The 12,996-nt window shown below is 47.7% G+C and carries 14 protein-coding genes; 2 read left to right on the plus strand and 12 right to left on the minus strand.

What is annotated here, in order from left to right; genetic code table 11:
* Together AB5H98_RS04405 and AB5H98_RS04410 are read right to left on the minus strand one after the other, a co-directional pair.
* On the minus strand, positions 1-1,033 hold a 1,033-nt coding region (locus tag AB5H98_RS04405; RefSeq protein ID WP_367924708.1), incomplete at its 3' end, for a HAMP domain-containing protein.
* 50 nt (positions 1,034-1,083) lie between these two features.
* A complete protein-coding gene (locus AB5H98_RS04410; RefSeq protein ID WP_367924709.1) occupies positions 1,084-1,836 on the minus strand; it encodes a 4Fe-4S binding protein in 753 nt (250 codons plus the stop codon).
* Between the two features lie 149 nt (positions 1,837-1,985).
* On the opposite strand from AB5H98_RS04410, the gene AB5H98_RS04415 reads away from it, so the two are divergent.
* Complete coding sequence (locus tag AB5H98_RS04415; protein ID WP_367924710.1) at positions 1,986-2,237, plus strand: sporulation transcriptional regulator SpoIIID; 252 nt, start codon at positions 1,986-1,988, stop codon at positions 2,235-2,237.
* Between the two features lie 69 nt (positions 2,238-2,306).
* Here the strand turns inward: AB5H98_RS04415 and AB5H98_RS04420 are convergent, their stop codons facing one another.
* From AB5H98_RS04420 to AB5H98_RS04440, 5 genes are read right to left on the minus strand one after another with little or no spacing between them, the layout of a single operon-like run.
* The gene (locus AB5H98_RS04420; RefSeq protein ID WP_367924711.1) at positions 2,307-2,960 is read right to left on the minus strand and encodes a hypothetical protein; all 654 of its coding nucleotides are present in this window, start codon (positions 2,958-2,960) and stop codon (positions 2,307-2,309) included.
* 32 nt (positions 2,961-2,992) lie between these two features.
* Positions 2,993-3,817: a DUF1295 domain-containing protein gene (locus AB5H98_RS04425; RefSeq protein WP_367924712.1), complete on the minus strand. Its 825-nt coding sequence runs from the start codon at positions 3,815-3,817 to the stop codon at positions 2,993-2,995.
* A gap of 13 nt (positions 3,818-3,830) precedes the next feature.
* Positions 3,831-4,673, minus strand: coding sequence for an SDR family oxidoreductase (locus tag AB5H98_RS04430; RefSeq protein WP_367924713.1), 843 nt, complete (start codon positions 4,671-4,673; stop codon positions 3,831-3,833).
* Complete coding sequence (locus tag AB5H98_RS04435; protein WP_367924714.1) at positions 4,670-5,596, minus strand: hypothetical protein; 927 nt, start codon at positions 5,594-5,596, stop codon at positions 4,670-4,672. The genes AB5H98_RS04430 and AB5H98_RS04435 overlap by 4 nt, the downstream gene beginning before the upstream one ends.
* Positions 5,597-5,616: 20 nt before the next feature.
* Positions 5,617-6,141, minus strand: coding sequence for a TetR/AcrR family transcriptional regulator (locus AB5H98_RS04440; protein ID WP_367924715.1), 525 nt, complete (start codon positions 6,139-6,141; stop codon positions 5,617-5,619).
* Between the two features lie 272 nt (positions 6,142-6,413).
* Here AB5H98_RS04440 and AB5H98_RS04445 point away from each other — a divergent pair, with 272 nt between their 5' ends.
* Complete coding sequence (locus AB5H98_RS04445) at positions 6,414-8,405, plus strand: FAD-dependent oxidoreductase (RefSeq protein ID WP_367924716.1); 1,992 nt, start codon at positions 6,414-6,416, stop codon at positions 8,403-8,405.
* Between the two features lie 37 nt (positions 8,406-8,442).
* Here the strand turns inward: AB5H98_RS04445 and AB5H98_RS04450 are convergent, their stop codons facing one another.
* From AB5H98_RS04450 to AB5H98_RS04470, 5 genes are all read right to left on the minus strand, one after another.
* Entirely contained in the window at positions 8,443-9,255 is an 813-nt protein-coding gene (locus tag AB5H98_RS04450; protein ID WP_367924717.1) for an amidohydrolase family protein, read from the minus strand.
* Between the two features lie 88 nt (positions 9,256-9,343).
* Positions 9,344-9,664, minus strand: a complete 321-nt coding sequence (locus AB5H98_RS04455) for a hypothetical protein (protein WP_367924718.1) — start codon at positions 9,662-9,664, stop codon at positions 9,344-9,346.
* A 34-nt stretch (positions 9,665-9,698) separates the two neighbouring features.
* The gene (locus AB5H98_RS04460; protein ID WP_367924719.1) at positions 9,699-10,370 is read right to left on the minus strand and encodes an MBL fold metallo-hydrolase; all 672 of its coding nucleotides are present in this window, start codon (positions 10,368-10,370) and stop codon (positions 9,699-9,701) included.
* Between the two features lie 103 nt (positions 10,371-10,473).
* Complete coding sequence (locus AB5H98_RS04465; RefSeq protein WP_367924720.1) at positions 10,474-11,754, minus strand: SLC13 family permease; 1,281 nt, start codon at positions 11,752-11,754, stop codon at positions 10,474-10,476.
* An 88-nt stretch (positions 11,755-11,842) separates the two neighbouring features.
* Positions 11,843-12,949 carry a mandelate racemase/muconate lactonizing enzyme family protein gene (locus AB5H98_RS04470; RefSeq protein WP_367924721.1) on the minus strand — a complete coding sequence of 369 codons (1,107 nt, stop codon included), beginning with the start codon at positions 12,947-12,949 and terminating at the stop codon, positions 11,843-11,845.
* Positions 12,950-12,996: the final 47 nt, after the last annotated feature.

Raw genomic sequence — 12,996 nt, forward strand, 5'->3', positions numbered from 1 at the left:
ACTCCATCAATTCCCGCAACTCACGGTGCCCATTTGGCGCCAGGCGATGGGAAAAATCTCCCGCCTGAAGCCGTATCATTCCATCGTGCAAACTATTTAAAGGGTCTAAAATACGCTTCAAAAACAAAATAGAAAAAGCCAGATACAGTGCCAAAACGACTCCAAACACAAACAGCAACAACGCTCCTGCTCCGTAGACTCCCGCCAAAAGCCGATGGTTATCCACCAATGTTAAAACACACAAACCGGTATTGGCCACAGGGGTCGTGATGCACCAATCCATGTCGCCATACGCGGCATCCGGGTCGGTTAAAAATTTCATCGCCGTATCACGATACGTTTGATCCCCTGCCAATACTTGTCCATTTAACACCAAAAACATTCTGGTAGCAGGATTCTGAACATCGTATTCATGCATCAATATCTCTGCATCTGTCTCAAAGTATAGACATGCAGTTTCCAAAGCACCGCCTTCATCGCCCATACTCATTGCAGCCGTTAACAATACATCTCCCTGACGGTTTGTGGCATGGATCAAAGTATCCGGCGCAGCCGCCCCCACTACCACCTGTTCCGGATTTTCCAAAGCCTTTTGATACCAATCCATTTGCTCTACTTCTTGTCTTGGAACCGCCAACGCTGTGTAAAGCTCATAAGCACTTCCATCCTTTAAATAAAGGTGAAGTGCAGCCAAACGCTTTCCTGTCAGACGATAATATCCAAACATCTCGTCCAAATCAGACTGAATTTCATATCGACGGCCGGCCGTTTCAGGAATCTGTCTTACCAAAGAAAGAGCATCTCCTTCGGGCGACAAAAGGAAATGGGCCAGTTGAAGCGATGCTTGCTGTACCTCCTGGCGCAGAGTATCCGAAACGGTATTCTGCTGCAATTCAATGGTTGCTTTTGCATCGGAAATTTGCATCCGATAAAAAAATCCAAGACCAACACAGGCCGCAACCAGCAAGGGAAGTACCGCTAGGAGAAAAAAAGCACGATAGTATGTACGCCTTAAACTGGTCCTTTTCTTCATGCTCTTATCCTCCGTTTTGCCAATTGATTTTTATTTTACCACACAAAATTTTATAAGAACAATTCTACTTCTCGTCTTGCCGAAAAATTCTGCGTTAACCTTGCTTGCAGCGCACTTGCATCATAACTCAGCGCACCAACAGGACATATGCTGACGCAATGCATACAATGGATGCACTTACTCTCATCCACTTGAAGTTGTTCGTCAATGGCTTGCGCCGGACAAGAACGAACACAACTTTTACAATAAGTGCAAAGTTTCTCATCTCTTGACTTGGGCACAGGTTTTGCATCCTTGTGCGGCGGAAGTTTCTCTCCGGGCAAAACAACCGGTGTATGATCCGCCACATCTAACTTTTTCCAGACAGACTGCGCCAAATTTTGCAGCACTTTCTTATCCGTCTCATCCGGACGGTCCTTGCCAAGAGAAAGAGCAAAAATATGTGGAGTAATACAGGCTGCCGCACCTATGCATATGAATCCCTGCTTGTGCAAACGAAACGAGAGTTGCGCCAAAGCATCGTCGTAGTGACGGTTTCCGTAGCAGGCGAGCAAAACACAGGGTGTTTCCTTCCCGTGCAGGTTACAAAACAGTTCCGGCACAGCAGGTATCTGTCCGGCATACACAGGGAAAGCAAGTACCAACACGTCCGTGGGGCCAAAATCCACCTGCTTTGCATGTGAAGGCGAACAAGTAACATCCAACCGGTCCGCATTCGGATCGAACAAATTCAAAAAACACTCTAACGCGTGCTTTGTACCGCCTGTGGGACTAAAAAAAACACCTGTAGTGTGAAAATTCATAACGTACTCCTCCTTTATTTTAAATTGTACCACGAACTGCTTTAAAAAGCGCGCTTTTTCCCACATGCTTCATAAAATTTGGTTGGCTGCTCATAACTTGCCTCTTTTTTGCATAAAGTGTACCAAATCATGTGTTTGGAGGAATGTGCATGAAAGGGAACCCCGAAGAACGCGCCATTGCGCTGGGTGAATATATTACAACGCATAACGCCACCGTGCGGGCAGCCGCCAAGGCGTTCGGCATCTCTAAAAGCACCGTACATAAAGACGTGACCCTGCGCTTGGCACGCCAGAACAAAGGATTGTATCAGGAAGTTCGCCGTATCTTACAAGTAAACAAGGAAGAACGTCATTTGCGCGGCGGTATGGCTACAAGACATAAATATCATCCGGAGTCCTGACTGCCCCCTTCATAACAATCAAAAAGCCAATTTGGGCTTTGCCCAAATTGGCTTTTTCTTAACATCCATCTAAACGCGCACGCCCTCACCGGACTTTGAAAACAATTCACACTCTGCAAGTCCTGCGCGGTGCAAAAGCACCGTTCCCCACAGAAAAGCACCTTGGGAAACAATATTCACGCACTGCGCCATCCAATGCATAGACGACGAATCATCAAACGTTGCGCTGAGGTATCCCATACCTAACATAAACACAAAAGATACTACGTACAGCGCCGCTGCCGCTTTGCGCCGCATTTTAACTGCAATAGCAAACAACGACCACTGAGAACCGGCGCAGCCAATAATCTGAAGAATTACAAAGGGCATTGTGCTCGTGTACACTGGCACCACGGCCGCACTGTAGAGTGCTTTTTTCTTTTGATTGTACCGAGTGAACATTCCAGCAAGAGATAAAAACACCAAAAGGAATCCGGGTCCCTGCATGGGGAAAAAGCTAACATCCAATGCCTGATAATCGCAAACTCCCAAAGCGTACAAAATCTTCCACAATGCTTTAAAAATACCGCTGATCAACACCATAATCGAGCCCGTAGCCAAAAGCGCATACGCGCCTTTGACCATTTTGTCATACAAATCGCGCTGCAAAAGTACAGCGGCAGCAAAAAACAGCAGCACAGGCACAAAATCCACCAATGCCATTGTCACGGTAATGCCGTTCATGATTCACATCCTCTTTTCCCCGGGAAAACCGGTCACACCACAATAAACTTCACATCCGTCAAATGGTACAGCGGAATGAACGGGATCAGAATGGGTGTTTTTTTCGTGTACGCTCTGTATTCCGGGTCGTCTCCATAATTCTTATTCTGACGCACTTCCAGGCGTTTGGCACCGCTAAACATTACATACACAATCAAAACGTACCCGAGCACGGCAATCAGCCATTGCACCCATCCATGCAGTGCACCGACGCCAGAAATCAGAACACCTGTCCAGAACAGAATCTCCCCCAAGTAGTTGGGACAGCGCACCCATTTGTACAAGCCCCGGTCGCAAAAGCGATGGGGATTTTCTTTTTTGGCTGCCGATTTCTGTTTATCTGCCAAACTTTCCAGCACCAGTGCCAGCGCCATGAGGACAGCGCCTGCAATGGACGCACCGCCACTTTCTCCGTTGGCCGCCCGATAAAATACAGGCGATACTTGCAAAACGTACATCACTGCGACGCACACCCAAATTACAACTTTCACAAAAATGGGGATGGGCTTTCCGCCGCCAGTCGCCTCGTTCAGGGTCTTGCGATAAGACGCGCTTTTAATTTCGCGCCACAACAAAAAACCACCCAATCGGATACCGTATACCAACAAAAGGAGGCACAGTATCATTTCCCACACACCCATGCTCGGGCCATACAGAATCCAAATTGCCACGCCTGCACCGCTGACCGCAAAGCCGTAGCCGACCGACAAAAAGTAAACAAATTTATAAAATCCGACGGCGCTGAGCACCGCGCATACCGCTAAAACAATCCAGATTGCAGACGGAAACGCCGCCTGTACCGCTTGCGCTGTATCCATGGAATACGCCTCCTTATTTTCGATAACAGCTTTCAATGTAGGCCTTGAAGCTGTGATCCCCCCACACATCTTTCCCTACAAGTTCATGGGTCAGAGTCCATTTGGAAAACCGGATAATGGCCTCTTTTCCGTTCTTTTTACACTTGTTCACAAAAGCCAGCACATCGAACAGGAATACCGGCGCCCGCTTGATGACCACCGGCTTTCCGGCCGCCGCAAAAAACATACGGGCAATCTCTTCGTAAGAATACGTTTCCTTTCCACCTACATTGTAAGTTTTATTATCCTCCAACATATGCCGAACAATAAAATCCGCAAAGTCCGGCGTATCGATGACATTCGCATGTACATTCTGCTTTCCCAACAGCGTTACCTGCCCTTTTTCAATCATGGGCATAAACACCTTGGCAATGTCGTAAAAATACCCAGTAGGCCGATGAATCACCCAAGAGAGTCCGCTCTCCTTCAGTTTTTGCTCAAACAATGCTTTGGCATGAAGCATGGGCACCTTGGGATCGCTGTCCGCTTGAATAACGGAAATATAAGTAAAATGTTTTACCCCGGCGCGTTTGGCTTCTTCCAACAAATTTAAATTGCCCTGATAATCAATGTCGTAATTGGTGGTAGTCGCGCTGGTTCGGGTCAGACCCACCGTGGTGATTACCACGTCTGCGCCCTGGCATAGCCCTTTTAATGTCTCCGGACGCGTCACATCAATCACGCGGGTTTCACAATGAATCCCCTCAATCTCCTTGACGGCCATATCAGCAGCTACCACTTCCTGCCCGTCCTGTACAAGTGCTTTGAGAATGTCCACGCCCAGATTTCCGAACGCTCCTGCAAGTACTACCTTCATTTTTTCTTCTCCTTTGCACGTTTGTCATTGATAATATCCATATGTTCTGCGGTGATGAGAGTGACATCGTGTTCTCTTGCCCAGGCCACACATCCTTTTAGTGCCGCCGGTAAAAAGATACGCGGTACCTTTACCAATTTGGCACATGCTTCATCGGTAAACTTGATTTTGTCATCTATGCGATCCGCGGCATATTTTACGGACTCCACTGTCGTCTGCCGCATGGGTAACAATTCTGGAATCGGACGGCGGAACCGAGTGTACCAGAAATTTTTCGAATCTCGGTATCCGTAGTCCACCGGAACCCGAGGAAAATCTCCCGCACGCACTCCGTTGACAATTGCGTTGTAATACTTTTCCTTCATAAGAATTTTTTCAACTTTTAAAATAAAATGGGCACCAAACTCTGAGGTGATTCCATTAAAATCATGGTAAGGGCCCGGGTAACCATTCAATTGACCTGGTTGATCATTTTGGGCATTGTCCAATGTATCTACCCAGGTACATTCAAACGCCTGAAAACACTCCGCAATTACCTGCGGATATGTTCCCGTCGGGTCCGCAGCCTTACGCAGACCGTCCTCCAAAGTAAAAATACAATCTTTCATCTTTTCTTCCGGAGTGTCACCGGGGAAACCCATCCGTACAGCCTCTTTAAAATATTTACGTTTATCCGGAATAAAATTTAAAGTACACTTTTTATGCTTTAAAAGGTTTTGGGCTGTATTGGATGAATTGCGACAGCACAAAAGCATGGCATAGTATTCCTTGCCAGCGATGTAATAGGGCTGGCAAAGAGAATAGGGGCCAAAGGTCGTCTTTCCATCGTCCGTCAGCGTGCCGACCATAATGGTTGGCATCGGAAAGAAAGCCGAAGTTTGATAAAAGTTATCGACAATACGTAAATCCTTAAAACTGCTCATGATTCCACTCTCCTTTTCCATTAAAGCAGACGTTCGGCCAGAACACGAAGTTGTTCCGGAGCGATATCGTACTGCATAGCGGCAGATAACACGGTCTCGGCCAGCAAAGGTGACAGCTTCGCATCCTCTTTTCCCAGCCTTTTTAAAAGAGTTTCTAACTGCTGGGCAATTTGTCCCCGCAACATCCCATGACGACTGCTCACAACCCCCGATGAACCGCCCGCACGGGAAAACTGTTCCCATACACTTTCGTACAAACTGGCAAAGCGGCGGATGGCATCGTAGACTTCCAAAATTCCTTGCGCCGCTGTCTGCGCTCTTTCACAACCAAGTTCCATCTCTTTTAAGGCCTTTGCCCAGTCCTCAAACATTACACTGGCAATCAAGGTATCTTTGTCTTTAAAATAATTGTAGATGGTACCCACTGCGATTCCGCAAGATTGCGCTACATCCCGCAGCGAAATTCCGGCATACCCCTGTGCAAACAACTTCTCTCGCGCCGTTTGCAAAATTCTCTCCCGTGGATGTTCGATGATTTTGGGCATGATTTCACTTCTTTCCAATTTTTATGAACGTGTTCATAAAAATAGTATAAAACCATGTTATAAATTTATCAATGTGTAAAATGGACAAAGCTTTCATAAAAAATCGGGCAAACCGACAAGCGGTATTTTATTCATCGTATGAGCGAGTATTCTTCTTGTAAAAAAAATAATTGTGCACTACAATATACTTATATTATATATATTTGGCCGATTCAAAACTTGAAAAGGTCCGTTCTTGTGCCAATTGTTTATTTTTCATAAGGAGGAGTTTTATGAACTGGAAAAACCTGTTCACACCGGTAAAAATCGGTTCCTGCGAAATCAAGAACCGCTTTGCCATGGCCCCTATGGGTCCTTTGGGATTGGGCGATGCCGAAGGCGGATTTAATCAGCGCGGTATTGACTATTATACGGAACGTGCCAAAGGCGGCACCGGGCTCATTATCACCGGTGTGACGTTTGTGGAAAACGAAGTGGAACAGCATGGTATGCCCAACTGCCCTTGCTCTACTTACAATCCGGTGCAGTTTGTACGCACCTCACGGGAGATGACCGAGCGCATTCACGCCTATGGGGCAAAGGTATTTTTGCAGATGTCCGGCGGCTTTGGTCGCGTGACCATTCCCACCAACCTGGGAGAATTTCCTCCGGTAGCTCCTTCCCCCATTCCCCATCGCTGGCTGGATAAGATTTGCCGGGAACTGACCAAAGACGAAATTCATTACATTGTCAAAAAATTTGGCGACGGTGCATACAACGCCAAACGTGCCGGATTCGACGGCGTGGAAATTCATGCTGTTCACGAGGGATATCTGATCGATCAATTTGCTATTTCTCTTTTCAACAACCGCACGGATGAATACGGCGGATGCCTGGAAAACCGGCTTCGTTTTGCCCGTGAGATTGTGGAAGAAATTAAAGCGCGCTGCGGAAAAGATTTTCCGGTAGCGCTGCGTTACAGCCCCAAGAGCATGATGAAAGACTGGCGCGTAGGTGCACTGCCCGGCGAAGATTTTGTAGAGGCAGGCCGCGACTTGGATGAGGGCATCGAAGCTGCAAAATTGCTGGTCCAGTACGGATACGATGCGCTGGATGTAGACGTAGGCACATACGATGCTTGGTGGTGGAACCATCCGCCCATGTATCAGGAAAAAGGATTGTACCGCAAATACGCCAAAATCATGAAGGAGACAGTGGATGTTCCTATCCTCATGGCCGGGCGCATGGACAATCCGGACATGGCTTCTGAGTGCATCGAAAATGGCACTTGTGACATCATCAGCTTGGGCCGTCCTTTGTTGGCCGATCCGGATTATGTCAACAAACTGCGCATTGGTCGTCCTCAATGTATCCGTCCCTGTCTGTCCTGCCACGAGGGCTGCATGGGCCGCATCCAAGAGTATTCTCTTTTGAACTGCGCAGTCAATCCGCAAGCGTGCCGGGAACGGGATATGGCCTATCGGCCAATTTGCCAAGCCAAAAAAGTGCTTGTGATTGGCGGTGGCGTGGCCGGTTGTGAGGCAGCTCGCGTGCTGGCGATTCGCGGCCATAAGCCACATCTATTTGAAGCCAGCGACTGTCTGGGCGGAAACCTGATTCCAGGCGGAGCACCTGATTTTAAAGAAGATGACCGCGCACTGGCCGCCTGGTATACTCAGGAGCTGGAGCGTCTGAGCGTTCCTGTCACGCTGAACCACACTGTAACAAAAGAGGAAGTTCTGGCAGGCGATTACGATGCAGTCATCGTTGCTACAGGAAGTGAGCCGAAGGTCTTTTCTTTGGGAGACGATGCCCATGTACATACTGCAGCGGATGTACTGATGGAAAAAACGACCATTGGCCAAGACATTGTCATTGTAGGTGCAGGCCTTGTTGGATGTGAAACCGCTCTTTGGCTCAAACAGCAGGGTAAAAATGTTACGTTGGTAGAAGCGTTGTCGAAGCCGCTTGCCGTAAATGGTCCTCTGTGCCACGCCAATAGCGAAATGCTCGAAGCACTTTTGCCCTATCGCAAAATCAATGTAGTGACCAATGCCAAGGTCCGTTCGTTCGCCGGCGGCGAAGTACTTGTGGAAACACCGGACGGTGAACAGAAGCTGCCTGCGGACGATGTCATTCTTTGCGTAGGTTACCGAGCAGAAAACACCTTGTATCATGAGCTGGAATTTGACGTAGCGGATCTGCATCTGGTAGGTGATGCAAGTCGGGTAGCAAATATTATGTATGCGATTTGGGATGCCTTCGAAGTCGCCAATCATCTTTAATAAAAATGCCGCAGCGCTGTAGACGCTGCGGCATTTTTTAAACACTCTTACCGGATTGGTTGATTCGATTCAGCAGAGAAATTGCGTTCCCATAAAAAATCTTTTCTTTCTCCGTAGCTGTTAAATCCGAATTTTCCACCATGTCCCGAGTTCGAAAAAAATCTCCCCATGGGTGATCTGTCCCAAAAAGCACGCGTTCCACCCCCAACTCACGCGCCATAACTCCAAACTCCTTTGCCTCCATCCTTCGGATTACAAGAGCCGTATCTACTAAAACTGGCATCTGTTTTAACAAATCCAATTCGGGACTATTCAAATCAATTCCGCCCATATGGGCACAGATGAATGGGGCTCCCTGAAACGCATCGATTACTCGTGCCACCGTATGCGGCCATACAAGGTGATCCGGGGACTTTGCAGAATCTCCGCAATGCACAATCGTTGCCATTCCGAGACTGCCAATTTTTCGATACAAGGGAATATTTTTTATGTCATCAAAATCGAAATTTTGGTGTCCTGTATGAAATTTGATTCCCCGAATTCCCTGTTGGTACAAACGTTCTACTTCCTGCAAAGCATTTTCCGCCGCCGGATGCACCGATCCGAAAGGGACAAATTCTTCGCAAACGCTCTGTTCGGCGAAACGGTTTACGTTTGCCATAGTATCCGGACGTGTAGCCATATTTAATAGAACACTTTTTTCCACATGGTGCTGCCGCATCCATTCTCGCTGTGTATCCAGTGTGCCGTCGACCTGATAATAATTCTCTTTTACCGAATCCACGGCCCGCTTTGCCAAAAAAGCCGGATAACAATGAACATGAAAATCGATCATTGCAAATCCTTGCATTTTACCATCTCCCTTGTCAGCACAAAATCAAACAAAGGCGTTCCCACGCCTATTCCGGCGGGGGAACACCTTTGAATCGTTTTGTGCGTCATTCGCTTAAAACTTCTGCGCTTTGTCGCATTTCTTCGACCATCGACTTGGCACGCTGCGCATTCTTAGCCATTTCCGGATTGGTAAGCCAAACGGTGCTGTTTCCCTTTTCCGTTTCAAAACTAACATATCCACGCATCAAAGCCGGGTTCTTAAAGCGAACATTCTTTACTTCTTGCGCATAAAAATCGGTGGGAGAACGCATCACAGACTGGTAGATTAAACCAAACCAACCCTTTCGGCCAATGTGAATCCGTCCATCGTATCCAATCTCAATTTGACCATTTTTCGCCCGAAAAGAAAGAGCACTGTTGTTCATAATCGTCCTCCTGCACCATTCAGATGAAAGTGTTTTAAGCGTTATCTTTTTCTCTGGTTTCATAATCCAGTAAAACCACCGTTGATTGGGCACTTTGACTTTTTTGTGCCGACACCGGTTCAAAGGATATGCCATCCTTTTTTTCTATATTGCCCTTCCACATCGCAAGAAATGTCTCTAGCGGTGCCAACTGTTTCAGTGTACACTGAGACGTTTTATAATGAATGGGCAATACGTAACGCGGTGACAATTGGTCAATCATTTTCAAGACCTGTTCCGGCTCAACGGTAAAACATCCGCCCACCGGAATGGCCAAAACATCGGCATCCGCAGCAAATTTTTGAAGTTCTTTTGACAACGGATGGCCAATATCTCCCATATGGACCAACGTCACGCCGTCTGCCTTTATTTGATAAATGCGATTTTCTCCCCGAAGTGCTCCCTGTTCATCATCATGAAAACTGTCCATCTCTGCAATTGAAAATGGTCCTGCCTGCATCTGAGCACTTACCTGTGGAATCAGCGTTGCATTCGGGAACAGATAAACCGCATTGTGATCTTCATGTTCATGACTGGTTGTAACATAATCTGCTTGTCTGTTTTTCAAAATATAGCCGTACTTTTCGGCCGGCGGATCCATCACCAGCATTTCTCCGCTATCGGCAATACAACGTAGACAAGCATGTCCCACATACTCTATCCGCACTTTCGCTCCCCTCCTTTTGCCTGTTTAAGGAAGCCCGGGGAAAATCCCCGGGCATTTCTATTCACGCATTATCAAACAACAACTGAGGAAACGATTCGATCAATTACCCCACCAAGGGCAGGAAAATCGGTGTGCACACAATAACCACAATGCAAGCCAGGGCATTCCACACGATATTGACTTTTGTATAGTCTTTGAAGCGATAGCCGCCCTGCATGGTCATGGTAATGACGGACGCACCAATCGGAGTGGAGTACGGCATATTCGCGCCCCAAACAACACCAACCACAAACGGCATCGCATTGAAGCCAAGTGTAGCGGCAACGGTCAGAGCAATGGGGGTAAGAATCAACGCAGTACCGATGTTGGTCATAACGTTGGTCATAATTGTGGCCAAAATCACGAACACTGCCAGATAAAGGATTGCCGGAGAGGTTGCACCCAGCAGATTGATGCAGGCATTCGCAACCATATCCGCAGCACCGGACGATTTGACACCAGCCGCAAAGCCCACGCCGCCGGCGATAACGCCCAATGTGTTCCAGTCAGTGGTCTCCCACATACGCTTAACGCTGATGGAGCCAAAGATGCATACCAGCATGGCACCAAGCAAACCGATGATAGCGATATCCTGCCAGTTGATCAATGTCAAGGCAATGCAGAACACCAACACAACAAGGGGAACCCACATACGGAAATCTTTCGGATTGCCCTCTTTGACTTCCTTCGGATTGTCTGTCTTAACAGCTTCGTCGGGATCCGGGAAATCAAAGGTTTTCAGTTGCATTTTGTAACCGACCAGGAAATACCACACCAACATGACGATTACAACGCCGATACCAGGTCCAAAAAGCGTCCACATGCCCATCTGGTCAACGCCATATTCAGGCAGAAGTGCATTGATAGATAGCTGTGTGGTGGAACCGATCAAGGTGCAGCCGCCGCCGGCGACACTCGCCATACCGATGCCCATGTACAAATTCTTCTTTTTAAATTTGCCGTTGGAGCTCGCTGCCATCGCGGCCGCGATGCTCATGAAGATAACCACGACGCTGGTGTTCGAAAGGAACATAGAAAATACAGAAGCCAGCGCCATCAAAACGATCAATGTTCCCTTCTCACCGAAGCGGAACACAGACATCAACTTTTTGCCCAGATAGGCCGCGCAACCAGTTTCCGCCAACGCGCTGCCAACCACCGCAATACCGAAGCAAAACAATGTAACCGTGTTGGAAAATCCGGCCTCAACATCTGCCGGTGTGATAATTCCCAAAATACACATCGCCAGGGATGCGGAAATAGCAGTCACCGCTGGTTTAAAGAACTCTGTTGCAAACAGAATCAGGGTGATGAGCAAAATTCCCAATGCAAGATAAGCCTGCATAAACCATAAGCCTCCTTATAAATGATTTCGACCTCATTGGCCAAGACAAGAGATATTCTGCCTTTCCCAGTGGTTGTTTGAAATATGCTCAAAGTGATACCGTGTATTTTTCAACAATATCCCAATTCACTTCTACGCCATTGCCGGGCTCATCCGGTAAAATCATCATGCCGTTTCGAATCTCAAGCGGCTTTGTCAGCATGCTCTCCCGATACATACCCTTTTTGTAGTATGCAATTTCACAGGGCAGGCAAACCTGCTTGCTGCTGGCAGCCATCTGAAGACCCGCCGCACACCCGAGGTCCGTTTCAGCTTGTGTGCTGATTTGTGCCGGCATATCGTTCATTTCTGCCAAATGCACCAGTTTTTTGGACAAAGTAAATCCAGTGCGTGGAATCTTAATGCCCAGTCGACGAATTGCGCCAACCTGCATTTGACGATAAGTATCCGGAACCGTAAACGTACTCTCATCGGAAAGAAGTGCAATCTCCGGGAAGTTACGTGTAAACTCTGTGCGGGCCACATCATCCCAAACAGGAACCGGCTCTTCAATCGCATCGATTACGCCGCTCAGCTCTTTACCTACGCGAATTAGCTCTTCCCTCGAGTACAACTGGTTGGGATCAATATTGATTTGAAAACCTTTTGGAGCCATACGGCGGATTTCCTTGGCCAGCTCAATGTCTTGTTCACAGTGACCGGCTTTCATCTTGATGGCCTTATAGCCTTCATCCATGATGCGCTTGGTCTCTTCCAGGATATGGTCTCTTTCAAACCAAGAACCACCGGATACCCAGCACAGAGGAACTTCCTTGCGGTATGGTCCACCCAGCAGCTCGGCCGTTGAAACGCCGAGGAGCTTGCCGTTCAGATCGTGCAAAGCAACGTCCACAGAACCTTTTGCTACAAAGTTGTACGGAGTCTCGCTCATTTTCTCCCACAAAAGTTCTGTATTCATCGAATCCATGCCGATCAACGCGGGGATGATGGATTTTCGAAGCACCGTGCAAATGGAAAGCTGCGTTTCGCCGTAGATACCTGTGCGAGGCACCGCTTCACTGATTCCGTACGTTCCGTCCTCCGCGATAATTTTGATCAGCGTATGTTCCGCCACACTGATGCGGCCATTGGCCCAGTGCGTCTCATAAGTTTGCGGGATCTGGAGAGGAATCAGTTGAATGTCTTTAATTCTCATGCAAAAAACATCTCCTCTTCATATTTGATAGGTTCGGGACATCCGTC

The organism is uncultured Ruthenibacterium sp. (genome assembly GCF_963558415.1).
GTDB lineage: Bacteria > Bacillota > Clostridia > Oscillospirales > Ruminococcaceae > Ruthenibacterium.